This is a genomic window from Halovenus rubra (assembly GCF_026586665.1).
In the GTDB taxonomy this organism is placed as follows: Archaea; Halobacteriota; Halobacteria; order Halobacteriales; family Haloarculaceae; genus Halovenus; species Halovenus rubra.
The window spans coordinates 159,237-182,400 of sequence record NZ_JAODIY010000005.1 but is presented as its reverse complement, the minus strand read 5'-3'; the positions used below and the strand labels follow the sequence as shown (position 1 = coordinate 182,400).

General features: G+C 55.6%; 24 protein-coding genes and 1 tRNA gene. 7 read left to right on the top strand and 18 right to left on the bottom strand.

Translation table 11 applies throughout. From position 1 onward, the window contains the following. The first annotated feature begins 25 nt into the window (after positions 1-25). Entirely contained in the window at positions 26-892 is an 867-nt protein-coding gene (locus tag N5098_RS05510) for a J domain-containing protein (RefSeq protein ID WP_267636722.1), read from the top strand. An 11-nt stretch (positions 893-903) separates the two neighbouring features. Here the strand turns inward: N5098_RS05510 and menD are convergent, their stop codons facing one another. Continuing rightward, on the bottom strand, positions 904-2,652 hold the full coding sequence (menD, locus tag N5098_RS05505) for a 2-succinyl-5-enolpyruvyl-6-hydroxy-3-cyclohexene-1-carboxylic-acid synthase (RefSeq protein ID WP_267636721.1): 1,749 nt from the start codon (positions 2,650-2,652) through the stop codon (positions 904-906). After that, positions 2,649-3,992 (bottom strand): isochorismate synthase, encoded by a 1,344-nt coding sequence (locus N5098_RS05500; RefSeq protein WP_267636720.1) that lies wholly within the window; start codon positions 3,990-3,992, stop codon positions 2,649-2,651. Before N5098_RS05500 ends, menD begins: the two co-directional genes overlap by 4 nt. Before the next feature lie 190 nt (positions 3,993-4,182). Between N5098_RS05500 and N5098_RS05495 the strand changes: the two genes are divergently transcribed. Further along, positions 4,183-4,398 (top strand): ribbon-helix-helix domain-containing protein, encoded by a 216-nt coding sequence (locus N5098_RS05495; RefSeq protein WP_267636719.1) that lies wholly within the window; start codon positions 4,183-4,185, stop codon positions 4,396-4,398. A gap of 101 nt (positions 4,399-4,499) precedes the next feature. Beyond that, the gene (locus N5098_RS05490) at positions 4,500-4,778 is read left to right on the top strand and encodes a UPF0058 family protein (protein WP_267636718.1); all 279 of its coding nucleotides are present in this window, start codon (positions 4,500-4,502) and stop codon (positions 4,776-4,778) included. Positions 4,779-4,796: 18 nt separating this feature from the next. Here N5098_RS05490 and N5098_RS05485 read toward each other — a convergent pair whose 3' ends face one another. The 9 genes from N5098_RS05485 to N5098_RS05445 all read right to left on the bottom strand — a co-directional run bounded on the left by N5098_RS05485 (position 4,797) and on the right by N5098_RS05445 (position 14,509). Beyond that, positions 4,797-5,585: an enoyl-CoA hydratase/isomerase family protein gene (locus tag N5098_RS05485; protein ID WP_267636717.1), complete on the bottom strand. Its 789-nt coding sequence runs from the start codon at positions 5,583-5,585 to the stop codon at positions 4,797-4,799. Between the two features lie 69 nt (positions 5,586-5,654). Beyond that, a complete protein-coding gene (gene idsA3 / locus N5098_RS05480; RefSeq protein ID WP_267636716.1) occupies positions 5,655-6,689 on the bottom strand; it encodes a geranylfarnesyl diphosphate synthase in 1,035 nt (344 codons plus the stop codon). 3 nt (positions 6,690-6,692) lie between these two features. Then, the gene (locus N5098_RS05475; protein ID WP_267636760.1) at positions 6,693-8,039 is read right to left on the bottom strand and encodes an RNase J family beta-CASP ribonuclease; all 1,347 of its coding nucleotides are present in this window, start codon (positions 8,037-8,039) and stop codon (positions 6,693-6,695) included. 268 nt (positions 8,040-8,307) lie between these two features. After that, positions 8,308-9,180, bottom strand: a complete 873-nt coding sequence (locus tag N5098_RS05470; protein WP_267636715.1) for a CheF family chemotaxis protein — start codon at positions 9,178-9,180, stop codon at positions 8,308-8,310. Between the two features lie 84 nt (positions 9,181-9,264). Continuing rightward, positions 9,265-10,575: a hypothetical protein gene (locus tag N5098_RS05465; protein ID WP_267636714.1), complete on the bottom strand. Its 1,311-nt coding sequence runs from the start codon at positions 10,573-10,575 to the stop codon at positions 9,265-9,267. Between the two features lie 63 nt (positions 10,576-10,638). Further along, positions 10,639-11,421: an isopentenyl phosphate kinase gene (locus tag N5098_RS05460; protein ID WP_267636713.1), complete on the bottom strand. Its 783-nt coding sequence runs from the start codon at positions 11,419-11,421 to the stop codon at positions 10,639-10,641. Between the two features lie 6 nt (positions 11,422-11,427). After that, positions 11,428-12,414 carry a mevalonate kinase gene (mvk, locus tag N5098_RS05455; RefSeq protein WP_267636712.1) on the bottom strand — a complete coding sequence of 329 codons (987 nt, stop codon included), beginning with the start codon at positions 12,412-12,414 and terminating at the stop codon, positions 11,428-11,430. A gap of 128 nt (positions 12,415-12,542) precedes the next feature. Continuing rightward, a complete protein-coding gene (locus tag N5098_RS05450; RefSeq protein WP_267636711.1) occupies positions 12,543-13,724 on the bottom strand; it encodes a thiolase family protein in 1,182 nt (393 codons plus the stop codon). A gap of 29 nt (positions 13,725-13,753) precedes the next feature. Further along, positions 13,754-14,509 carry an enoyl-CoA hydratase/isomerase family protein gene (locus N5098_RS05445; protein ID WP_267636710.1) on the bottom strand — a complete coding sequence of 252 codons (756 nt, stop codon included), beginning with the start codon at positions 14,507-14,509 and terminating at the stop codon, positions 13,754-13,756. 98 nt (positions 14,510-14,607) lie between these two features. Here N5098_RS05445 and N5098_RS05440 point away from each other — a divergent pair, with 98 nt between their 5' ends. Then, entirely contained in the window at positions 14,608-15,078 is a 471-nt protein-coding gene (locus tag N5098_RS05440; protein WP_267636709.1) for a MaoC/PaaZ C-terminal domain-containing protein, read from the top strand. Position 15,079: 1 nt separating this feature from the next. On the opposite strand, the gene N5098_RS05435 is transcribed toward N5098_RS05440, so the two are convergent. Continuing rightward, complete coding sequence (locus N5098_RS05435; RefSeq protein WP_267636708.1) at positions 15,080-16,174, bottom strand: matrixin family metalloprotease; 1,095 nt, start codon at positions 16,172-16,174, stop codon at positions 15,080-15,082. 110 nt (positions 16,175-16,284) lie between these two features. On the opposite strand from N5098_RS05435, the gene N5098_RS05430 reads away from it, so the two are divergent. Beyond that, positions 16,285-16,728, top strand: coding sequence for an acyl-CoA thioesterase (locus N5098_RS05430; RefSeq protein ID WP_267636707.1), 444 nt, complete (start codon positions 16,285-16,287; stop codon positions 16,726-16,728). A gap of 3 nt (positions 16,729-16,731) precedes the next feature. Here the strand turns inward: N5098_RS05430 and N5098_RS05425 are convergent, their stop codons facing one another. The 6 genes from N5098_RS05425 to N5098_RS05405 form a co-directional block, all read right to left on the bottom strand. Then, positions 16,732-18,144: a dihydrolipoyl dehydrogenase family protein gene (locus N5098_RS05425; RefSeq protein WP_267636705.1), complete on the bottom strand. Its 1,413-nt coding sequence runs from the start codon at positions 18,142-18,144 to the stop codon at positions 16,732-16,734. Between the two features lie 81 nt (positions 18,145-18,225). Next, positions 18,226-18,328, bottom strand: a tRNA-Gln gene (locus tag N5098_RS05420). Between the two features lie 112 nt (positions 18,329-18,440). Continuing rightward, positions 18,441-18,692: an MTH865 family protein gene (locus N5098_RS05415; RefSeq protein WP_267636704.1), complete on the bottom strand. Its 252-nt coding sequence runs from the start codon at positions 18,690-18,692 to the stop codon at positions 18,441-18,443. A gap of 174 nt (positions 18,693-18,866) precedes the next feature. Continuing rightward, entirely contained in the window at positions 18,867-19,097 is a 231-nt protein-coding gene (locus tag N5098_RS05410; RefSeq protein WP_267636703.1) for a hypothetical protein, read from the bottom strand. A 177-nt stretch (positions 19,098-19,274) separates the two neighbouring features. After that, on the bottom strand, positions 19,275-19,415 hold the full coding sequence (locus N5098_RS17675) for a DUF7560 family zinc ribbon protein (RefSeq protein WP_438267322.1): 141 nt from the start codon (positions 19,413-19,415) through the stop codon (positions 19,275-19,277). 175 nt (positions 19,416-19,590) lie between these two features. Continuing rightward, a complete protein-coding gene (locus tag N5098_RS05405; protein WP_267636702.1) occupies positions 19,591-21,528 on the bottom strand; it encodes a PDC sensor domain-containing protein in 1,938 nt (645 codons plus the stop codon). Between the two features lie 363 nt (positions 21,529-21,891). Here N5098_RS05405 and N5098_RS05400 point away from each other — a divergent pair, with 363 nt between their 5' ends. Together N5098_RS05400 and N5098_RS05395 are read left to right on the top strand one after the other, a co-directional pair. Continuing rightward, entirely contained in the window at positions 21,892-22,476 is a 585-nt protein-coding gene (locus N5098_RS05400) for a DoxX family protein (protein WP_267636700.1), read from the top strand. A gap of 132 nt (positions 22,477-22,608) precedes the next feature. Continuing rightward, positions 22,609-22,920, top strand: a complete 312-nt coding sequence (locus N5098_RS05395; protein ID WP_267636699.1) for a helix-turn-helix domain-containing protein — start codon at positions 22,609-22,611, stop codon at positions 22,918-22,920. The last annotated feature ends 244 nt before the right edge of the window (positions 22,921-23,164 follow it).

Here is a 23,164-nt window from a genome sequence, read left to right as displayed (position 1 = left end):
TGCTACTGAATACATATAGTTTCGAATGGCCGAGCGTTACTATGAGTTGCTCGGGGTATCCGAGAGTGCGTCGACCGCAGAAATTCAGCAAGCATACCGCGAGCGACTCAAGGAGTCACACCCGGACGTCAGCGACAGTGACGACGCCAGCGAGCAGACCAAAGAACTCATCGAAGCAAAGGAGACACTCACTGACCAAACAGAGCGCAAGCGATATGACCGTCAGGGACACGAGTCCTACGTCAGTGCAAGTACCGAGACAGCGACCTCCGGGCCGAAAGCGGACGACTGGAGCGAGACTGTCAGTGAAACAGATAAAAGACGAAACAAAAGCAGGACAAAAGCCACCTACGGAAACCGAGAACGCAAGCGCCAGGCACGGGGCACAGCCACTTCAAACACGGAAAATGTTGGATCAGGGGCAGCATGGGCACGCACTGACGAGGAGAGTACACAAGCAGAGTCGTCCGGACAGAACGATAGGGCATGGCACGTCTGGAGTAGCGACCGTGCGTATGCAGTCGAGCGGGGCGTAGATGCACTAGGGTTTGATGGTTTCTTTGGCAACCAACACGCGTTCGTGTTGCTTGGGACGACATTTCTCGTTTATCCTGTATTGCTCTTTGGTGCGCTCACCCCGCGATTTCCGCTTGGGATCAACCTCTTTATTGCGGCCTGTGTCATCTTTGTCATCGCCTTCCTGCAAAGCGTCCCCGAAATCGGTATACTCGTCTTTGGCAGCTGGACTATCTTACTTCCACCACTTTTGTTTGGTGGGCTTGGCTTCGACATCCTCTCGTTACAGAGCGTCTTTGCCGTCACGGCAGTCGTCTTCCCGCTTGGTCTTTCCACGTTGACACGCATCGCTATCCGGCCAATAACTGCTGGCTGAGTCGGCCACCGTTACTGAATCTCAGATTGGACTCGTTCGTGGAGTCGCTCGCGGAATCGGTGACTAGATTCGCCGTCAACCTCGACTGAGAGTACCTGTGTCCCGTCTCTGTCAAGGGACTTCTGAAACGCCGACACAAAGCTTGCTTCGTCGGGTGTTCGACAGAATTCAAGCCCGTACAGATCGCCTGTTAGCTCAAAGTCCAGTCCGTGGGGTGTTCTGAACTCCGCAGTAAACGGCGGGTCAAACGCCTCAATTGGTAGTTTATGGAAGATACCGCCACCATCGTTGTCGATAAGCACAATCGTTGCATCGACGCCAACGCGGGAAAGTGCTAGTAGCCCGTTCATGTCGTGGTAGTAGGCGAGGTCACCCGTCACAACCACGAGAGGGGTCGCTGTCGCACTGCCCGCACCCAGTGCCGTCGAAATGATGCCGTCAATACCACTGACGCCACGGTTACCAAGGACCGTCAGCGGGATTGCCCGCGGTCGTCCAAACCGGTCAAGATCACGTATCGGCATGCTGTTCGAGACAAATAGTGTCCCGTTGTCTGGCGCGTTCTCAGCCACCGAGGCAACGACACCACCCTCGAACAACTGTTCACTGCGAGCCGCATCGACAAGGTCCCAGTAGCGACGCTCGGCTGCTGCAAATCGGTCCCGGTACGCCGTTGTTGAGTTGTCGACAGTATCAGCGAGTGACTCAGCAAGGTGTGACGGGTCAGCAACGACAAGATCTGTTGCGGTAAACTCCGCTTCGGGCCACTGACCTGCAGGGTCGACAATAAACTGTCTGGTCTCAATATCTGCGAGATATTTCCGGAGTGTTTTGGATGTTGGTGACCCACCAAACCGAAGCACAACTTCCGGTGCCGGCCAGTCTGTGTCGTCGAGATACGAATCGTAACCGCCACATAGCGGTGCAGTGTCGACAGTCGGACTGAATCGATGGCCAGAGAGTGGGTCTGCAAGGACTGGGAAGCCGGTCGCCCCGGCCAGAGCAGCAAGTGACTCACGGGATGGTGTCGGGCTGTCAGCCGGTCCACAAACGATAAGACCGCGCGTTGTGTCGGCAAGCGTCGCGGCGAGACGGTCGCGGTCCGCTGTGTCGACAGTCTGTCGTCCCCGTGTCGTTTCCACAAACGGACCGTCCCGTCCATTGACGGCCAGCGGAGCCTCCGTGGCAAAATTGGTCGGGATGTCACCCTCAACAGGGGTTGGTTCTAGCGGTTTTCGAAATGGGACATTCAGGTGGACCGGCCCCGCTGGCATCCCACTTGCAGCCCCAACAGCCCGGGCCGCCGTCACGCGGAGCGACCGAAGTTTCCGGTCGTCAGGTTCGGGTTTCGGGAGGTCCTTGAACCACCGGACTGCATCACCGTACAGTTTGAGTTGGTCGGTTGTCTGGTTCGCGCCACTGTCTCTGAGTTCTGGTGGCCTGTCTGCAGTAAGTGCGATGAGTGGAACGCGACTCTCGCTGGCTTCAAGAATTGCGGGGTGAAAGTTTGCCGCTGCAGTGCCAGACGTACAGACCAACGCTGTCGGTGTCCCCGTCCGTCGAGCGCGGCCAAGTGCGAAAAACGCACTGGAACGCTCATCAAGGTGGGAGAACGTCTCGATATCAGCGTGGTTGGCAAAGGCAACTGTCAGCGGTGTCGACCGCGACCCCGGCGAGAGACAGACAGCCTCGACGCCACAGGCAGACAGTTCGTCAACAAGCACTGCAGCCCAGAGCGTGTTCCGATTTGGCGCGGTCATAGCTCATCGAGAATGGGACGAAACTTCAACCGGAGTTCATCCCACTCTTCATCTGGATTGCTGTCGGAGACGATACCTGCACCAGCGAACAGTCGGACCTCCGTTGCTTTGGCAACTGCCGAGCGTATCGCAACTACAAACGTCCCGTTGCCATCTGCGTCCATCCACCCGACTGGAGAGGCATACCAGCCGCGGTCGAACCCTTCGAGTTCCTCAATAGCTCTGGTTGCCCCAACAGGCGGGAGGCCGCCGACTGCGGGCGTTGGATGGAGGCGTTCGACCAGTTCAAGCACGTGTCTATCGCCGTCGAGTGTCCCTCGAATCGGTGTCTGGAGGTGCTGGACGGTTGATAGTTTTCGAACGGTCCGAGAACCAGTTTCGACGCTGTCGGTTACACTATCGAGTTGCCGGTGTATCGTATCAACAACTAAGTCGTGTTCGTGATTGTTCTTGTCGCTTTTACGGAGTTCTTGTTCGAGCCAGTCGTCCTCATCGTCTGTTTCGCCACGGCCAATCGACCCAGCAAGCGCTTCCGTATCGACAGTCCGTCCACGAAGACTGACTAGTCGCTCGGGAGTTGCCCCGAAGAAAGTCGCACCGCCGGCCGGTTCAAAGAGGAATCGGTAACAGCCGGGGTAAGACTCACCAAGCCGGGCAAGCACGTCGACAACGCTCAGCTCGCGGTCAAGACGCGCAGACAGCGCTTTTGCTAGAACGATTTTTTTCACAGCTCCGCGGTCAATTCGGTCGATGACAGACTCGACGCCGTCCCGCCAGCCGGGGAGTGTCGGTGTGTGTTGCTGGCTTTGGACACCGGGCGGATTACCACGGTCGAACTCGGGGATAGCCGTGAGACGGTCACGCCAGCGGGTGAGTCGCTCGCTGGCTTTCATTTTCGCGTCTGCCCCGAGCGCTGTCGTCGTCAGCCACGTTCCATCTGAGGTAACACTTACTTGAACCGCTGGAAGCACGAAATGTGCGTCTGGATACGCCGCCCAGGGTTCATTCTCCATCGTTCTATTCGTGTCTCTCTCAGTTCCGGTAAACGAGAAGCCGCCAAACAGTCGGGGGCGTGCTCCATCAGGAAGCGTGTCAGGTGTATCGACGCGTCTGAACAACGCCCTGGCATCGGTCCGAAGTTTCTCAAACCGACAGGCACCAGTTGCGGTAAGTGTCGCAGTTGTGCCTCCAGCAACGACCGAGGTTGTCGGCGCGACCCACCCTGTCCGTGGCGCGTCGAATAGTTCCAGCGCCGAGCGGAGCGACGGCATCTCGATGGCACAGCCCTGAACCACACAGGGCTCGCCAGCAGCCACCTCATCACCACGGGTAGACTCCATCTCTGTTGGGTTTACGACGCAGGCCCTTTGAGCCTGACTATTGGCTTCGAGGGACAACCAGAGTCCAGCAAGGGAAACTCGAAAAAACGGCGACAGAACACGAACAAGACCCGGAAGGAGTTAGTCTACTGTTGCAAATGATACTCCCCGTTAGTTTTAAATACACCTCAGGCAAAGAGTCGCACGTTAGATGCCAAAGGTAGAGATTACTATCCCGGAGCACCTCGAAATGCAGATCACCCAGCTCGTCGACGAGGGAGAGTTCCTCAACCGTGAGGAAGCTATCGAGGAACTGGTCGCCACTGGCGTGAAAGCCTACAAGACGAGCGGCCCAGTCGACGATGAAGATGAACCTGGGTATGAAGATGACGGTATGATGGGCCACGACGACGAGTACGTCTTCTAGCTCTTCGAGTTGCACTCGGTTTGGCCGCGAACAGCCTTCTGAGTACGGTTCGAGCAAAGACCAAACATACTTGAACCGATACCTCTTTATTGGATACAACAATGCACAAGGACGAACTGCTAGAACTCCACGAGCAGATGGTCATCATCATGGAGTACTTCGACAGCCTTGAGACCACAGACGATACTCTCTTTGACCAGTACGACGAAATTGAAGTTACCCCGGACGACGTTCATATGTCCAAAAGCGAACACAAGCATGCTGTTTTCGTGCTCGGAAACGCCCTCGCAAACGCGATGAGCGACGACGAGTTTTCCGACGCTGGGCGTGTCGGCAAGCGGATGAAAGAACTCGCCGAAGACGCAGAAAACAAGCTATAACGGCGACACAGGTCAGAGCTACTCTCCCTCAAACGTCGGCGTGCTTTCGTCGAGGAACGACTCGACGCCTTCGGCGAAATCGTCGGTCTGGAATGCGGTCTCGATAGCATCCACTTCGGCATCAATTACTTCCTCAAAGGAACGGTCAAGTCCACGCTGGAGGAGCTGTTTCGAGTGTTTTAATCCCACTGTTGGACCTGTTGTGACGTTCTCGACGTACTGGTTTGCCTTCTCATCGAACGTGTCGGTCGGGTAGACGCGGTTGAACAGTCCTAACTCTGCTGCCTCGGCTGCATCGAGCAGGTCGCCTGAGTAAACGAGGTCCTTTGCAGTACTCTCGCCGACGATCCGCGGCAGGAGATACGAGGTTCCTGAGTCGACCGACAGACCAACGCGACGGAAGCCGAAACTCATGGTTGCCTGTTCGCTCGCGAGCACGACATCACAGGCGATTGCCAGCGATGCGCCGGCACCAAACGCCGCCCCATCGACTTTCGCTATTGTCGGCAGCGGACACTCATAGACACGTTGGACGGTTCGGTTGATGGGGTAGGCCGCTTCCTCCATGAGTTCTGCAGTATCGCGTTCGCTGGTCAACCCTTCCATCATCAGTTCAATGTCGCCACCAGCACAGAACGTCCCTGACGAGCCCTGCAAGACGACACAGCGGGCGTTGCTATCCTCGATTTGAGCCAGCGCATCAGATATCGCAGTTGCTGTATCGAGAGTCAGCGCGTTTCGAAGCTCAGGGTTCGTAATTGTGATTGTCGCTCGCTGGTCGTGAATCTCGTACTCGATTGTCTCCATTACCGCGTTGTTCGGAGGCGTGCTGATAAAAGTGCCCCGACGCGTTCAGTTCGGGCTCACGGAGGTCTGTCAGTAGTCTCGCTCGACCAGATAGTCAGCGATGTCGAAAAGACGCTCACGAGCCTCGTTATCGGGGAGAACATCGAGCCGTTCCTTTCCGCTTTGAACGAAGTCACGAGCTGTCTGGCGGGCATACTCGATGCTGCCAGCGTCTTCGAGTACGCCGACAGCCTCTACAATTTCTGCCTCTGAGACCTCATCAACGGAATCCGATTCGACAAGCGAATCCACGTCAACGCCTTGCTGTCGCGCGTGGACAGTAATGAGCGTCTGTTTGTTCTCGACAAGGTCGCTTCCCCGTTGTTTGCCGAGTTTCTCTGTTGGCGTCGTCAAATCCAGCAGGTCGTCCTGAATCTGGAAGGCCCGGCCGATATCAAGCCCATAGCTGTGTAGTGGGTCGACTGCATCGTTGTATCCCAACAATACTGCCGGGATGGAGGCTGCAGCGGCGTACAGTACCGCCGTCTTTAGTTCGACCATCTCCAAATACTCCTCGGGCGTGACATGGCCCCTGCTCTCGAACTCAATATCGAGCGATTGACCCTCGCAGATTTCGGTACAGGTTGTCGCAAGTTCTGAGAGTGCCCGCACTGACCTGTCTGGCGGTGCACCGGTCCGAAGAATATTCTCGAAGGCCGTCGAGTAAAGCGTGTCACCAGCAAGGATTGCTGTTGACACATCGTACTCGCGGTGGACAGCCGGGACACCGCGACGCATGTCGTCGTCGTCCATGATGTCGTCGTGGATGAGAGTAAACGACTGGATGATCTCAATACTGACCGCGGCCGAAAGTACATCGACCTGCTTGCTGTCAGCAGCCGGGAACTGACGGTACGGTTTCGCGTCGGGGACTGCATCAGCAAGCGAGTCAGCCGAAAGGAGGAGAATTGTCGGGCGCAGCCGCTTCCCGCCGGCATCGAGAAGATATCGTGACGCCTCGTAGAGCCGTTCGGGCTGTGAAACCGGGAGGTCCTCCTGAATTGCATCGTTGACCTGCTGTCGACACCGTGCAATAGTGCCTTCGACTGCCTGCTGTCGTGTCATCGTTTACTCGACCAGCTGAATCATCTGCCCGTTGCGTGAGATGTGGAGGTCACGACCTGTTTTGTAGCCCTCGTCTTCCGCGAGGTCGACGTACGAGGAGAAACCAGAGAGGTCTTGATGTGCCGGGACAATATGCTGGGGCTGGAGCGCGTCAAGCATCTGGTAGTGGCCCTCGCGGTTGAGGTGGCCCGAAACGTGGATGTCGTCGTAGATGCGTGCACCCTGCATACTGAGGAGTTTCTCAGACTGGTAGCGCTGTCCCTCGTTGGTCGGTTCAGGAATCACGCGGGCAGAGAATATGACCTTGTCGCCATCATCGAGTTCGAACGGCGTTTCGCCCCGGCCCATCCGGGTCAGCATCGCTCGTGGTTCTCCCTGATGACCGGTCACGATGGGCAAGAAGTCCTCTTTGCCCTCGTTCATGATTCGCTTGAACGTCCGGTCGACGGATTTGCGGTGGCCGTACATCCCGAGGTCCTCGGGGAAATCAACGAAGTCGAGTCGTTCAGCGGTGCCGGAGTATTTTTCCATCGACCGCCCAAGCAAAACGGGCTGGCGTCCGATGTCGTCGGCGAACTCGACGAGGGACTTCACGCGGGCAATGTGCGAGGAGAACGTCGTCGCGACGATACCGCCGTCGTAATCCTCAACGCTGTACATGACATCTTTGAGGTGGCGACGAGCAGTCGCCTCGCTCGGGGTGCGTCCTTTCTTTCCAGCGTTCGTACAGTCCTCGATATAACAGAGGACACCGTTATCCTCGCGGCCAATCTCACGGAACCGCTCCATGTCGATAGGGTCGCCGATGACTGGCGTGTGGTCGATACGTTTGTCGAGTCCATAAACAATCGACCCTTCGGGTGTGTGAAGCACCGGATTGATTGCATCGATGATAGAGTGAGTGACGTTGACGAATTCAAGTTCGTTGTGGTCACCGATACGCATCGTCTCGCCGGCTTCCATCTTGACGAGGTCGTTCTCGACGCCGAACTTCTCCTCGCTTTGAATCCCTTGTTTGACCAGTTCAATCGTGAACGGCGATGCGACGATTGGCGCGTCGTACCGGTGAGCTAGCTTCGAGATTGCACCGATGTGGTCGAGGTGGCCGTGGGTGGGGACGATTGCTTTAACGTCGCCTTCGAGATCGGACATGACGCGGTCATCCGGAATCGCACCCATGTCGATGAGGTCAAGCGAGTGCATTCGCTCGGTTTCAACGTTGTCGTGAATCAGTACCTTCGAGAGGTTAAGACCCATGTCGAAAATGACGACATCGTCACCTGCTCGGACTGCCGTCATCTGGCGTCCAACCGCTTCGTAACCGCCGATTGTTGCGATTTCGATTTCCATTGTGTTACGCCGAGGCGGTCGTCTCCCGGGTGGCCCGGCGACTGCCAGCACGACCGTCTCTCCGGTCGTGTGGAGTCCCGACTCTGTCGGTCGGCCACCGTCTGGCGTGCTGGCCAAACGGCCAAGCACGTCGTCTTCCGGCGGCACGCCGGTCGCCCGTATCGTTTCCCGGGGCGACCGTTCGCTCGGATACGCGTATATGCTACCGCAAGCCTTAAAAGAACGTTGGTTGGAATCCCAGTGCCCGAAAGCAGGCGGGAGCGCGGCGCTACTCGTTGACTCGTTCGAGATATTCGTTGACAACAATCTGGCCTTTGGCAGTCAACACCGGACCATTCTCGCCCGCTTCGATGAGGCCATTATCGTGCAGTGAGTGTAACACGCGTTTTACCTTCTTTGGGTCCATCCCCAGAACGCTTGGCAGTGAGACATCCATATCTCCAGTTGAGTAGATAGTTGTCAACGCCTCCGTCTCGGCATTTGAGAGTGATATTTGCTGGAGCGAGGCGAGCAACTCTTCGTATGTACCCCTGAAATATCGACCAAGAATCGACAGAATCCGCGATGAGTCGCTCGCTGCGACGGTTTCGAGTGCTTCGCCGTTATCCATGTGACTAACTACGAGCACCGGCCGGTTTTCACCGTTGACAGTCCGCTGTTCACGGGAGAAATCTACGACACTGTCTAACGGAATCGTCACCGGTCCCTCATCAATTTCGAACGTGACAGCATTTGTCGACAGCCCCATGATACCCCCCTGAAACTCTGTGTCCATGACACGCCCACCAACTTTCGCTGGATGTTTGAGCACCATGTAGGTCCCGCTAAGTAACCCTTTGAACAACACTGTCTCGAATTTTTTGCTCGTCGTCTTATCTGCGGAAACAACGGCAGTTACACGGTTATTTCCGCTCTGATAGGCGACAGTTACCGGTCGTCCCGGCATCGGCTCAACAAACTTCGGCGTTGTCTCCGTATTGATATCGAACACCTGGTCTAGCCCAATTACTTCTTTTTGTTCTTCGTCTTTGGCCAAGACAAGCTGTGATTCACTCAACAAGATACGTCCCTCTGTTGGGTCGTCCCAGTCGGCTGTCTCGGACGTAAAGTGGGCCACAAAATCCGCAAGCACTGATGACATTGAGTATATTGTCTACCAGAACCGTAAGGCCAGGACCATCTTCAACCTTTGTGACTCGTTGCTTACCGCGCCGTTTCGATGGGGTCAGGAAAGTGGGTCCATTCCGGTGTCGGAGTTATCGTCGGCATCATCACTGTTTGTGTCCTCGGCGTGCTCGTCGGTTTCGTCAGCATCGTCTCCCACCTCTGGTTTGGGCGTCTCGGTTTGGTCGTCCTCGCTATGAGAAGGCGAAAGCAGAGTATCTGAATCTACGGAACCGTTCTCAGCATCCGATTCGTCCTCGGTTTTACTGTTGGCTCCCTGTGTGGAGTCAGTCTCCTGCCGGATAGACTCGTGTTCACTAGACTCTGCCAGCTCAGATTCATCCATCTCTTCGTAGGGGGGAATAGAGCCAGTTTCCGTCGGCGTGTCACGTTCATTGTCGTCGGCGTGTTCCGGCGTAGACTGGTCAGCCGAGTCGGGACCTGCTTCCTGTGTCGCTGGCACCTCGGAAGCTGGTTTTTCACCCGTACCGAACGCAATTTCCTCTGCCGTCCGTTCCGTTGAGGCGTCGTCCGTTTCGCCGGTTGTGTCTTCAGTCTCAGCCGTGTCCGGTCTCTCTTCTGGGGCTTCCTCACTCTCATCGAAGAGTTTCGGGTCACCCGGACTAGCCGACGCGTCGTCGGACTCCCGTTTTGTTGTCTGAGAAGGACTATCCTCAGCGACAGCACTGTCCGTGCTGTCAGCAGCCATCGACTCAGTGACATCGGTCGCCGGCTGTTGTTCTGTCGTCGAGTCGTCTCCATCGGTCGGTGGTTCGTTGGGTGTTGACTCGGGTTTTGTCGGTGAGTTATCCTCAGTGACACCGGTCTCGTCTGGCGACTCGGTCTCTACGGCCGGCTCAGGAGGCTGAGTGGTGGTGTCCACAGGCTGCTTCTCGGTCGTCTGGGCCGTCCCCGAGTCAGATTCAGCAACTGGGTGTCGTGCTCTGTCCGGAACGTTGGCGGCGCTTGGAACGGTCGAACCGCGGCCGAACTGACGGGCTGCCTGCTCGCCCGGCGACGGTCCTACTGGTTCGGGCGGTCGTTGAACCGTCGGCTTCTGATTAGTTTCTTGTGAGTCAGCAGTCAGGTCTGTTGCAGCAGGGGTTCCCCGTTGAACTGCGTCGGCGAGGAGTTTGTAGGTCAGTCCAAGCGAGCCCGAAAGCCAGACAGTCAGCCCGAGTATGCCGAGTACGGCTCCACCCAATAACTCGGGTGAGCTGAGATTATCTGTCACTGTCCCATCGATAATTTCGGGACCGGCGAGCGCGCCGCCAAGTGCCATCCCACCACCACCAACTACGGCGATTCCAAGGAGATAGACAAATAATTTGAACCCATACGTCAGACTCTCTCCGACATCAACAGTATTCATATCAATTGCATCAACAACGACGACTAAATAAATTCCGACGAACCGCGAGGCGACAACCCGGAGTCAGTGACTCCTCTCCTCGTCGTGTCCGGAAATAACGGTTCCTGCTGTCCCGTGTTCCAGAAATTGGGAGAGGTCGTCGAGTGCAAAGATAGCGGCGGCTGCATCGAGTGCCAGAAGCTGACGGACCTTATGTGCCATCCCCCCAGTCACGTCAGTCGCGTCACTGCCCCCCAGCACCGACGCGACGTCGTCGTACGTATCGACCTGTGAAATAACCGCGTCGTCGTCGTCGAGGACGCCAGGGACCGTCGAACAGAGACCGACCCGGTCAGCGCCGAGCGTGCGTGCCAGTGAGACGACAATGTCGTCGCCACTCAGAATCGTTCCCCCCTTTCGGTCGTCTACGACGACATCACCATGTGTCACCGGGACGAATCCCTCATCTAGCATGGCCTCGACGGACGCCGTTGGGAACTGAAGGGGTCCATCCTGTGCAGCCACTGACAGTGGGCGAACTGGGAGCGCGTCGATACCGTGGTCATGGAGTCCGCCAAGCACTGCACCGTTTAGTTCACCCATCGCATGATGAATCGCCGTCAATGCCCGAGCGTCTGTACTTCCTTCAGTGCTGGAGACGCCGTGTTCTGCAGCGTTGTGGTGGCCGAAGCTGCCGCCACCGTGGACGATAATAAGCCGGTGTTCATCGGGCAGATCGCCGAGGAAAGTCCCGATTGTGGCGCAAGCGCGGTCCAGTGAGTTCCAGTCGACCGTTTCGCGCTGGTCTTTGTGCGTGATAAGGCTGCCGCCGAGTTTGAGAACAGTCAGCGAATGAGTTGTACTCATGGGCAGTTACTCCGATTCGACGCGGACGCCGTCCGTGTCCAACTCCGCACGGAAGGCTTCCTCACAGCCGTGTGTGTATTCGAGCGCAGTCAACGTCTCGGGAGTCGGGTCAAGCGCGACGATACAGCCGCCGCCACCGGCTCCGGTCAGCTTCGCTCCGAGGCAGCCAGCGTTACGCGCTGCCCAAACCATCGAATCGAGCGTTCGTGAGGAGACACCGAGGGCCGACAACAATCCGTGGTTAAAATCCATCAGATTGCCGATTTCCTCGGTATCATTCGCCGTGAGGGCCTGCTCGCCACGCCGGACAACATCGCCAATTGCTTCGATGGTGTCGGCAGCGAACTCGTACTCTTTGCGTCGCTCTCGGACGCCAGCCACGAGTGCACCCGTATCACCTGCTCCCCCGTCGTATCCGATGACAAACGGGAGGTCAGGCGACTCGATAGAGTGGCAGTCGTCGCCCTCAACGCGGACTGCTCCGCCCATCGTCGAACAGAACGTGTCCGCACGGGATGCTTGCCCGTCTTGGACGGTGTTCTCGACTCGGTACGCTCGCTCAGCTATCTCGGTCGGCGTAATCTCGACGCCAAGTTCTCGTGTTCCAGCTTCAATTGCCGCGGCCGCAACAGCTGCAGAGGAGCCAAGTCCCGCACCCAGTGGTATCTCGCTCTCGATGGTGATTTCGAAGCTCGCCTCAGGGGCGTCAGCGGCCTCTCTGACCTGTGTAACGGCTTCGTCGACGTATCCCATCGCCGCTTGGACAAGCGTGTCAGGGACATCGATGTCGGGATGGTCTCTTCCCTCGCCGTCGTACTCGACAGTGAACCCATCCAGCGAGAGGTCACTCGCCTGGATACGCATTCCCGCCGAGCGTTCCTCCGCTGTCACGCTTGCGCGCAGTCCGATTGCACACGGCACCGCCGGTTCGCCGTAGACGACAGCGTGCTCCCCGAAGAGATAGACTTTGCCGGGGGCGCTTGCAGTTACCATGGCTGTACCTCCGAGAGCGAGCGTGTTCTAAATATCGGTTTCATCGTCAACAGAGAGAGGAACGTATCACAACCCATCTGCTTCAACAGACAGCCGTGTGCAGAATGTGATGGTGACCACGATACGTCTCATACACGCTCGATGAGGGTCGCAATCCCCTGCCCGAATCCGATACACATTGTGGCGATACCGTACCGCCCGTTACACGCCTGCAACTGGTATGGAAGTTTCCCAAGCAGTGCTGCGCCAGTTGCTCCAAGTGGGTGCCCGTGAGCGATTGCGCCACCCCAGACGTTCGTCCGGTCCCAGTCTGCCCCAGTTTCATCCAACCACGCGGTAACGACCGGGGCAAATGCTTCGTTTACCTCGAAGCGGTCGATGTCGTCGACCGAAAGGTCGTTTTCCTCAAGAATACGCTCTGTTGCCGGTATCGGTCCCGTCAACATTGTCGCTGGGTCGACACCGACGACGTGAGTATCGACAATACGAGCCATCGGCTTCCAGCCGTGTTCCTCGCAGGCAGTACCAGCAGCGACAAGGACGCCTGCCGCGCCGTCAACAATTCCCGAAGCGTTACCGGCGTGAACGACACCCGCTTGTTCCTCACGGAAGACCAGCGGTAAGTCACCTAATGTCGAGAGAGTCGTTTCAGGACGCGGATGTTCGTCTTCGTCTACGACGACAGACTCCCCATCGAGAGTTGTCTCGACGGGCACGACTTGCTCGTCGTAGGCCCCGGAGTCGACAGCCTCGCCCCAGCGCCGCTGTGAGTCGACCGCGAGTTGGTCGACATCTTCGCGGTCGTGTCCGTGCTGTTGAGCAATGCGTTCTGCCCCCTCTCCCTGTGTTGTCAGCTCATCAAAATGCTCGAAGTATGTTTCAGTAACGATACTTTCGTCGGCGTAATGCTGGCCGTCAGTATCAACGTCGCTCGCGAGCGGGACGCGAGTCATATGTTCGACCCCACCGGCCACGAGCACGTCCGAGAGGCCACCGCGGACGTTCCCGGAAGCGAAGTTGACCGCCTGCTGGCCTGAGCCACACATCCGGTTCAGTTGCACACCGGGCATCTCCTCGCCCCACCCAGCAATAAGCGGTGCCAGACGCCCGATGTTAACTCCCTGCTCCCCAACAGGCGAGACACAGCCATAGATAACGTCCTCGACAGGGTTGCCGCCGTTGAGACTGTTCCGTTCATTGAGTGCCCGAAGCGGTTCGGCGGCCAAGTCTTGTGGGTGTGTGTCCCTGAACGACCCCCCATGTTTGCCAAAGGGTGTCCGGACTGCATCGACGATATAGGCATCCTGCATACAACTATCTATGCACGGAGCCCATTTATTTACTCGCTGCCGTCCGAAAGGAACTCTGCAACGCCTTCTTCGTGAGATTTGGAGCCGTAGGCCTGTATCTGTAACATCGTCTCGTGGTCTCTTGCATCGTCCCACTGTCGTCCGAGGTTGTTGTGTATGGCCTCTTTTGCCAGTGCGATTGTTTCAGTTGGCCGGTCACCGAGTGTATCGAGAAGGGCAGAAACACGACTATCAAGTTCGTCGGCGCTGACGGTCTCAGTTATCAGTCCCAGGTCAGCAGCCTCCGTCGCGTCAAAGTACTCGCCGGTAAAGGCGAGGCGCTTGGCAGCCCGCAGCCCAACCAGTTTCGGCAGGAGATACGAGCCGCCGGTGTCGGGAATCAACCCGACATGGACGAACGCACAGCCGAAGGTCGCGGTCTCGACAGCATACGCAAAGTCAGAGAGAGCGGTCACTGCGAGGCCTGCCCCGACAGCGTCACCGTTGATTTTGGCGACGACAGGAACAGGACACCGAAACAGTTCCTCAGCGACTCGCCCGTACGTGCGATTGTATCGTTCGTACGCAGCCCGTGGTGTCTCCTCGCGCTCGGCCATCGCCTCGATATCGCCGCCTGCGCTGAAGGCTTCTCCTTTCCCAGTAAGAACAACAGCATCGTGGCTCCCGGGCTCGGCATCTGCCACTGCATCCGCGAGAGCAGTCGCTTCCTCGCCGTTGAATGCATTCAGCGACTCCGGTCTGTCAAAGGTAATGTAGAGCACGCCCTCATCGGTCGTCGTGTGCATAGCAATACTTCTCTACGCGGAGTCTTAACTGTGGCCGACCCTGGCCGGAGGCATGTACGAACGGAACGTATTTACTGGCTCTCTGAGAGAACACGGATATGGCCTACAGCTATGAGCCACACCACTGGGAAGATTTCGAAGTAGGGCAGACCTTCGAGACGGTCGGACGAACAGTTACTGAGTCGGACTTTACACTCCATTCTATGTTCACTGGAGACTGGACAGAGCTCCATAGCAACAGCGAGTACGCCAAAGACGGACCGTTCGGTGCCCGTGTCGCCCACGGCCCGATGACGTTCACTCTTGCGACCGGGTTTGTCTACCGGACAGGTATCGTCGAGCGGACTGTCTACGCGTTCCTCGGAATGAACTACATGGATGTCAACGAACCCGTCTACATGGACGACACCATCTCAATGGAGATGGAGGTCATCGAGAAAAAGGAAATAGACAGCGTCGACGATGCTAACATGGTGACTATCGACACCGTGGTAACCAATCAGGACGACGTGGCAGTTTTCGAGGGCGATATGAAGTTCCTCATCTACAACCGCGACGCCAAAGAGTAACTCACTCGTCGTCAGATTCGACGGTGATATGCACCAGTCCGACTGCCGCGATGTATGCCTCAGTTTCGGGCAGTGACTGTTGTATCGTCGCGTTGTATAGGTCTACGCCTTTGTTGTACGTCTCGTACCCGTCCTCATCGGCGACAATCTGCTTACTCCCCGCGTGCAGTCGTTTGATTGCTGACTGCATCGAGTCGACAAACGCCTGTTCTGAATCGAGCATTTCGAGAAGCCGGTCACGGTTGGCAGGCTCGAATGTACTCAGTTCCGTTGCCGTCTCAGACGCCGATGTTATCAGTTTGGCGGCAGCCCGATACTGCTCTCCGGCGGTCTCGTACTCGCGTGCAGCCGCCTCGTACTCGCCGTTTTCGGCGTGGTCAAACGCCGTCGAGAGAGTGTCAGCAGCGGCGTTGTACTCCATAACCCACTGGTCGCGGAGATCCAAAACTGTCTGGCGTTTCTCGAACTCTGGAAAGCGTTTTTTGATAGCAGTTGCCATGATGTTTGCAGGCTCGTCTTCGTGACTAAGCCCTAGTACGTGACCCAATTCGTGTTTGATGACCATCCGGTACAGCCAGTCACTCTCGTCTGGGACCAGTCGCACATCTGCTGGTAGCCCTTCATCATCACCAGCGGTGAGATACGTCGCACAGCCAGCAAAATCGCCGCCATCGTGGATACCACAGTCGTCGATTGAGGAGCGTTCTGAGACAGCGATAGTCGGGTCGTCTGCTGCAGGTTTGTATTCGAGGGTCGTTGTATAGGAGAGATACTGCTCGTGGTTCTCGTTCCAGAACGTGATTGCCTCACCGAGCAGTTGTTCAAGACGCGTGCGGTCAGCCTCAACCTGTTCGATACTGACTACTGCTGTTCGGCCCGCCAAGGGGTGTGACTCGGGTGTTTCTGTCTCCGTCGCTGTCTGTTCGTCGGACAGTTTAGTATCGGTTGCCCCGTCAACTGCCGTATCAGTCTGTGACTGTTTACCATCTGAGCCACCAGTCTGGAGTGTATCTAGACAGCCAGCTGTCGCAACTGTACTGGCGACGGCGAGAATAGCCCGCCGTGACTGTCGGTTCGGTCCGTCGAAACGACCCATTATCAACTGATACTTTGTGACGGAGCAAAATAGTATCATGGATGAAAAACGATGGGTGTCTGCCTCACAGCGTGCGCCGCTCTTTTTGCTAACACATACCATAAAATAGTATGACGAGTGTGAGTGAGACACATATCGAAAACCGAGAGCGGGTCCAACCCAACGACACGAACAATCACGCGACGGCCCACGGGGGCAATGTCGTGAAATGGATGGACGAGGTTGGGGCGATGAGCGCGATGCGACATGCAGGCACGAGTTGTGTCACCGCACACATCAGCGACCTCGATTTCAGACGACCAGTGCCGCAGGGAGATACCTGCGTTATCGAATCCTATGCGTACGATACCGGCGAGAGTAGTATCCGAGTCCGCGTACAAGTGTACCGCGAAAACCCGCGAACCGGTGAGCGCGAACAGACGACTGATTCCTATTTTGTTTTCGTTGCCGTCGACAAAAACCAGTCACCAGTCACGGTTGAGACGTTGTCCGTCGGCTCCCAAGAGTGTCGGGAGCTCAGAGACGAAGCACTTGCGGGTGAGCGAGATAGCTAACAGTCAGTCGTCTTCGACTGCCTCAGCAGCTTCACGGAACAGGCCGTCAAGGATCTCTGGCGTTGTCGGGTGGTACGCGCGGTCCGGAACGTCCCGAACGTCGAGGCCAAGCTCGACAATTACCTGGAGCGTTTTGGCCATCACGTCAGCGTGGTAATGCAGTCCTTGATAGCCGAGCACGGTCCCATCGTTGCGGTCGACAACAAGCGTTGCCAGGCCGGCGGGCACGTCTTTAGTTTTGAACACCCCATCGTCAGCTGCCTGTCGTGTCACTGTGATAACTCTGTGGCCTTCTGCTTGTGCGGACTCTTCTGTGTGACCGACCCGTGCGAACGGATAGACCCCAAGACCCGAGAAAATGACGTGATGGTGCACGTTATCGTAGGTTCCCAGTTCTCGACTGTTTGCGTGTGCAAGGATATTTTCGGCCGCCTGGAACGCTTGTTCTTTTGCGACGTGAAGAATTGGCTCTTTCATATTCACATCGCCAACGACGAACACACGCTCGTCATCAGTGGCCTGCATAGTCTCTTCGACCCACCAGCCTTCAGGTTCGAGTCTGGTGTTCTCCAGTCCAAGGCGGTCAAGCGACGGGCGGCGACCAGTAAAACAGAACAGTTGGTCGGCTTCCCTGACCATCTCGCTCCCATCGTCATCTGTTAAAACGAGTCGTACACCGCCATCTTCGGTCGGTTCGAGCCGTTGCTCGTGGACGTTCGTCGGGATTTCGACATCGAAGTCCTCACGGTAAATATCGAGGATAGCTTGCCCGAACGCCGGCGGCGCTTCGTCGATTGGCTGGTTATCGTGTTCGACTGCAGTGATATCCATCTCACCGGCCTCGGCAAGATAGGGGACCATCTCCAGACCGATATACCCAAGCCCCATGACGATACCTGAATCGGGGAATGACGTGGCGTCAAGTACGTCTGCACTAGTCATGTAGTCAATATCCTCAATACCGGGGACATCAGGGACATTCACTGACGAGCCAGTAGCAACGACAACGTAGTCAGGTTCGATTGTTTCGCCTCCGGCTTCGATAACGTGGTCATCGACGAACGTCGCAGTGTCTCGGATGAACGTCACGTTCTCTTGTTCAGCATACTCCTGGACTGAGTCACGACGATGGCCAGCCCATCCGAGTGTGTGGTCGTCCTTGCGCTCGACAACACGGTCAAGGTTGACATCAGGAAGATTGCCTTCGAGCCGGTCGTCATGGCGTGCCTGATAGCGATGTGCCCCTGCTGAAAGTACCTCTTTCGATGGCATACAACCCCGAAGAATACAGAGGCCGCCACCGGGGTCCCCGTCATCGATGAGTGTCAGCTCGACCTCCGACTCGTCGACGAGTTTGCCTGCGGCTGCAGCACCTGCACTTCCATAGGCACCGATAATAGCAACGTGGATGCTCATACCGCTTTCTTGGCTGGAAGCACATTAACCCTACCGAGTGCACAATCGCGAGGTCTTCGACAGCGCGTGTTCAAAAAACAGTAGCCTTGGCTGGATTCGAACCAGCGTCAGCGGCTATCTTCCGCAGACGGAACAACCGAATGCGTCCAAAGGCCGCTATGATTGGCCACTACACCACAAGGCTTCACGCAATCTTACCGATTGGACATACAAGTACATTACTTTCTCAGACAGGGTAGGCGACGCCTAGCACAGTCCGGTGCAAAACCGTCTGAGAAGACTCGAATCTTAGTCGCTTAGAAGAGGTCTTGGTCTTCAAGCTGGTCAATGACGTCGTCAACGAACGCTTCGACGTCGTCGTAGGGCCAGTCGCCTCCGCTAATTTTTGTGTTCAGTTCCATTGCAGTCATCGAGAAGTCGCCTGACTCGAACGTCGTTGACGGACCCTGCGGGAGTGCCGGAACGAGGTCCATAGGGCTTTTGATCGGGTAATCTGCTCCTTCAAACGCTTCGATGAACTGCTCGCGCAGGTCGTCTTTGTTGACCATACACGTACTACCCGGTAGCCGCTGAAAAAGATTTTTATCTGGGAAAACTTTTCCGCAGTTGTGAGTTTATCAGAGTCGCTCGGACAGACACAACCGAGTTAGTTACGTTCGACCACTGCAGTCAGGTCACGCTATCAGTGAGGTTGTAACAACAAAAAATGAGCAACGGGACCGTCAATTATGCTCTTCGATGAACCGGTAGCGGTAGGGTTGGTCACGGATTACCTCGACAGTTCCGTTCTGAGCGTGTCGACCAAGAATCGTTGCGACACGGTGTGCGCTCTCGAACTCTTCGCCGTGCTCGTCGAGTACTTCAAGAATCTCGCGCGCCGTCATCGGCTGTTCCCGGTCGGTCTGTTCAAGCACCGACCGTATCCGCTCTAACTCGCCTCGACGTATGCGCATACACTTACTATGACCCACATCATAATTAAATGGTGTCAGACAGTCGTCAGACAGTGATATTGAGAAAACTGGCCAACGACAGCATGATGCTCTCGACAGCAGTTGTCATACGAATCCGGCACGGAACCATCGGCAAGCCAATCAAACGCCGAGATACCAACAGGCACCCAGCAGTACTCAAGCGAAATCGTCGGGTGAGACAGGTGTAGCACATCGAGGGCAACCGCTTTTGAGGATGGCTTCGCGCGTAGAGGTGGTGACGTCAATCGGTCCGTTGCAGTCAGGACAGACAAACGTGGAGTCTGTAGAGCGACTCATTTCTGTCGGGGAATACTCCCACAGATAAAAAGAGAGGTTATCCCAGCTATGGTGGGTGGTTGAAATGCGTCCTAGAAAATGAGAGAGAGTACCGGTTCGATAGTAGTGACATAGTGTCATAAAGAGAGCTTTCATCGCGCTTTTTACACATTGAAACGCAGGTCGAAATGGCTAGCTATTGTTCGTCTGCACCGGGCAGTTTTGATGGGCTCATTGACCCAGTAGACCCAATAGAGAGAACAAACTCGTGTTGTTGCTCAGTCTCGAACTGCTCGAGGATTATTCGTAACGGTTCTGCATAGCGCTGGAGATCATCCGCTCGTTCGGCGACGCCGTTGAGTTCCGCAGCCTGTTCCTGTGCTGCTCCAGCAACCGTTTGTGCTTCGGACATCGTCTGCTGGCTGAGGTCAATCATCTCAGTAACTGCTGATTCAGTTTCTTTGAGTTGCTTCGACAATTGCTTAATATCTGACCGTTCCGTCTCCGCTGCGATACTATCCATCTCAGTTGTAATCTCCCCAAGAGTTTCCGAAAGATGCTCGAACTGTTCTCGCTGGTTATGGGCATCATCAGATATCTTTTGAATGGAGCTTGCAATCTGTTCACTGGCTGTCCGTACTGTATTGACGCTGTGTTCAACTTCCGCTCCTGCTGTCTCAACCTCGTCGACGTAACTCTGGAGTTGTCCAATCGTCTTCTCCAATTCATCAACCATCTCGTTAAATTCAGTGCCAATCCGATCCATCGCCGCTTCCCTGCCATCGACAGTCATGCGCTGAGTCATGTCACCGTCGCTGACTTGCTCCATCGTCTCAGAGTACGCCGCTGCCTGCTCGGTGAGGGCTGTGGCCATCTCTTCGGCCTCTTTCCTAGCAGTCTCCGTTTCTTTGCGTGCGAATTCAAGTGCCTTGATCGACTGTTCTAGGTCAGTTCGTGTCCGGTCAAGAGAGTCGCCAAGTGTCCCGGGTACCTCTTCATCAAGGACCGGGGCGTCAAAGTCTTGAGTCGCGATTGCATCGGTCTGTTTTGTGGCCGTCTCAAGATACGCCTGTGTTTCTTGGAACGAATTAGTGAGACGCCCCACTTCGTCAATCCGGTCTGTCTGTTCGATATCTGTCTGGACATTCCCGTTGGCAAGCGCTGTAGCCTTGGTTTCTAGCCTGTTGAGAGATCGTACAGTGTTGCGACCAATGGTAACTGAGAGGATGAGAAAGCCCGCGAGTGCAATGCCGATGACAAACAGAAACTCACTACGGACTGCTGAGATGACCGTGTAGGCGTTCGATTGGGGAGCATGTGTAACGACAACCCAGTTGATGCCTGAAACAGGTGCATAGGCAACGACTTCATCTGTCTCCGCTAGTTCTACAACTCCTGATTTCTCCCTGTCGATGAGCGCGGTAGCCGTCGCGCCACGGTAGGTGGTCAGCATCTGTTCTGGCTCCTTCGCTAACTCGATAGTACGCTGGCTATTGATGACCTGTGTGTAACCACCCTCGATTGGGTTCCGAAATGACTCGGTTATCTCCGCCGTGTTGACCATAGTTACGACAGCCCTGCTGTCAGTATTGGCGTGTGTTGGGCTTGTAAACGCCATTTTGTCCACACCGTCAGACTGGAACACCTGTGAAGAGCCAACAGATTGAGTAAATCGAAATTCCAGCCCAGGACTGTCCCGCCACTGCAGTGTGTCGTTTATATTGGCTCCTTTCCAATTCTTGGCTGTGCTTTCGAGAACCTCACCGGTGTTGGTATTGACGTAGTGGATAGCAGTAACGGAATCAGGCTGATCTTCGTGGAGAAAGAGAAGTGTTGTGGCGATCTCTGTTCGGTCACCGGAACCAAACACTGAATCGCGTGACAGTGTCCTGACGTGTTGGCGGTGCTCATCCGTCCACTGTGTGAGTTTATCTCCCTCTTGGCTCGCGACAGTCTCCATTTGGTTGTGTACTTGGGTAGTTAGCTCCGCTGATGCTTCTTGCTGAAAATAAAATCCGGCACCACCAGTGGCAAGAATCACTACAAGGATAATCAAGCCAAACTTTGCGAGGTAATGTTTGCGAATAACGCTTGGAATCAACTGTTTGAGCGGTCTGAGTGGGGATGAAGACAACGGAACTCACCTCTCACCGTTGCCAGCCAGCGATGTACTCGGCCCACAGAACAGAACAGACGTGTCAACGCTATTGCTGACCTCCAAGTTGATAGTGCAGTTGTACTGGCATCGCTGTCCCAGTGAGATGAACATCAGGTGCAACCATGGAGCTACGATATAAAAACGCTGATAATACTGACATAAACTCCTATGTAACAGACTAAATCTGTATATAGTGGTTTTAGTCAAAGAGCGCAGGTACACAGACAGCATTCATTCGGATACGAATCTGTATAATCGGCGGATTGTACGTAAAGAAGACCAATATACAGGAGAATCTGTATTATACATCTCGATGTATTGTCACGTAGGTGAGGACCAATGGCAACTAAACAGTCGGATGATAAGATACTTGATACTGAACTCCTCGGACGAGATGTTTCGTTCAATTACTCAGGGACGTGGTTAGGATACTCTCTGCTTAGCCTGCGAATCGTGATGGCGTGGGTATTCTTACAAGCCGGTCTCGAAAAGTGGTCCGAAGGCGGCTGGGGTGACCCCGTTGTCTGGTCATCTCGAGGATTCCTTGAAAACGCTGTCCCCGGTTCAAACCCGTTACATGGACTTTTCATGTGGTTTGCAGATTTCGCGGCAGTCGTTGATCCCCTAGTCGTGACCGGACAGGTGCTCATCGGGATAGCGCTTCTGTTTGGCGTGTTGGTCCGATTCGCTGCGTTGATGGGTGGTATCCAGATGTTGTTCTTCTGGACTGCTGCTTGGCAGGACGGTCTCATGGCGGGTCTCCCAGTTGAGCACGGTTACGTCGTCGACAGCACGTTCGTCTACCTGCTGTTACTGTTTGGGTTGGGTGCCTGGGGTGCTGGCCGTGTCGTCGGGCTTGATTCCATCATTGAGGAGATAGGTATCGTCCAGAACAACAGGTGGCTTCGGTATCTACTCGGCTAATCACCCTTGTCTAGCGGGTTCAGGTAGACTTTTGTCGCGTGTACGAACAGTACTCGGTCGCTCAGCCTTTCGACACACAAAAGACAAATGTACAACTCAGACAGAAGCAAGCCGTGACAGGTTGTATTAGAGGTGACAGGTCAGGAGGCACTGCAGGACCTCCTTCAGACGATACAGCACGCGAGCGTCGACACCACAACAGCGAAGATTATGCCAGCAACACTTACCGACGACCAGGTAGTTACGCTTGAGTTAGGGACGCTGACCGACAAGCAGCGTGAGACGCTCGAATTCGCTCTACACGAAGGGTACTACGAGCGACCACGCAAGGTAGAGTTGTCGACGCTCGCCAAACAACTCGGCATCTCAAAGTCGGCGACATCTCAACGCCTGCGAACCGCTGAAACGAAACTCATCAGGAACGTATTCGAGGCCCATCGCTGAGAAAGGCGTACACATCGGCAACTAGCCAGTTGTCATAATTTCGTCGCCGTTGTTTATGAGTTCTGCAACAGACGTGACATGTGTATACCAATCGCTCAATGCCAACTGTTGTCCGGGTCATCGTTTAGGACAATGGCGTACTTCGATTCCGCGGCGTTTGTAGTCAGTTGTTATTTCGCATCTTCGTCAAACAGGGTATCGAACAGTCGCATTTTTGTTTTCTTTCAGCCGGAGTGAGTAAACA

Bases quoted from the DNA above. Each gene is read 5' to 3' on its own strand.
- N5098_RS05510 (WP_267636722.1), top strand. From the start codon at position 26: ATGGCCGAGCGTTACTATGAGTTGCTCGGGGTATCCGAGAGTGCGTCG.
- menD (WP_267636721.1), bottom strand. From the start codon at position 2,652: ATGACCGCGCCAAATCGGAACACGCTCTGGGCTGCAGTGCTTGTTGAC.
- N5098_RS05500 (WP_267636720.1), bottom strand. From the start codon at position 3,992: ATGGAGTCTACCCGTGGTGATGAGGTGGCTGCTGGCGAGCCCTGTGTG.
- N5098_RS05495 (WP_267636719.1), top strand. From the start codon at position 4,183: ATGCCAAAGGTAGAGATTACTATCCCGGAGCACCTCGAAATGCAGATC.
- N5098_RS05490 (WP_267636718.1), top strand. From the start codon at position 4,500: ATGCACAAGGACGAACTGCTAGAACTCCACGAGCAGATGGTCATCATC.
- N5098_RS05485 (WP_267636717.1), bottom strand. From the start codon at position 5,585: ATGGAGACAATCGAGTACGAGATTCACGACCAGCGAGCGACAATCACA.
- idsA3 (WP_267636716.1), bottom strand. From the start codon at position 6,689: ATGACACGACAGCAGGCAGTCGAAGGCACTATTGCACGGTGTCGACAG.
- N5098_RS05475 (WP_267636760.1), bottom strand. From the start codon at position 8,039: ATGGAAATCGAAATCGCAACAATCGGCGGTTACGAAGCGGTTGGACGC.
- N5098_RS05470 (WP_267636715.1), bottom strand. From the start codon at position 9,180: ATGTCATCAGTGCTTGCGGATTTTGTGGCCCACTTTACGTCCGAGACA.
- N5098_RS05465 (WP_267636714.1), bottom strand. From the start codon at position 10,575: ATGAATACTGTTGATGTCGGAGAGAGTCTGACGTATGGGTTCAAATTA.
- N5098_RS05460 (WP_267636713.1), bottom strand. From the start codon at position 11,421: ATGAGTACAACTCATTCGCTGACTGTTCTCAAACTCGGCGGCAGCCTT.
- mvk (WP_267636712.1), bottom strand. From the start codon at position 12,414: ATGGTAACTGCAAGCGCCCCCGGCAAAGTCTATCTCTTCGGGGAGCAC.
- N5098_RS05450 (WP_267636711.1), bottom strand. From the start codon at position 13,724: ATGCAGGATGCCTATATCGTCGATGCAGTCCGGACACCCTTTGGCAAA.
- N5098_RS05445 (WP_267636710.1), bottom strand. From the start codon at position 14,509: ATGCACACGACGACCGATGAGGGCGTGCTCTACATTACCTTTGACAGA.
- N5098_RS05440 (WP_267636709.1), top strand. From the start codon at position 14,608: ATGGCCTACAGCTATGAGCCACACCACTGGGAAGATTTCGAAGTAGGG.
- N5098_RS05435 (WP_267636708.1), bottom strand. From the start codon at position 16,174: ATGGGTCGTTTCGACGGACCGAACCGACAGTCACGGCGGGCTATTCTC.
- N5098_RS05430 (WP_267636707.1), top strand. From the start codon at position 16,285: ATGACGAGTGTGAGTGAGACACATATCGAAAACCGAGAGCGGGTCCAA.
- N5098_RS05425 (WP_267636705.1), bottom strand. From the start codon at position 18,144: ATGAGCATCCACGTTGCTATTATCGGTGCCTATGGAAGTGCAGGTGCT.
- N5098_RS05415 (WP_267636704.1), bottom strand. From the start codon at position 18,692: ATGGTCAACAAAGACGACCTGCGCGAGCAGTTCATCGAAGCGTTTGAA.
- N5098_RS05410 (WP_267636703.1), bottom strand. From the start codon at position 19,097: ATGCGCATACGTCGAGGCGAGTTAGAGCGGATACGGTCGGTGCTTGAA.
- N5098_RS17675 (WP_438267322.1), bottom strand. From the start codon at position 19,415: ATGAGTCGCTCTACAGACTCCACGTTTGTCTGTCCTGACTGCAACGGA.
- N5098_RS05400 (WP_267636700.1), top strand. From the start codon at position 21,892: ATGGCAACTAAACAGTCGGATGATAAGATACTTGATACTGAACTCCTC.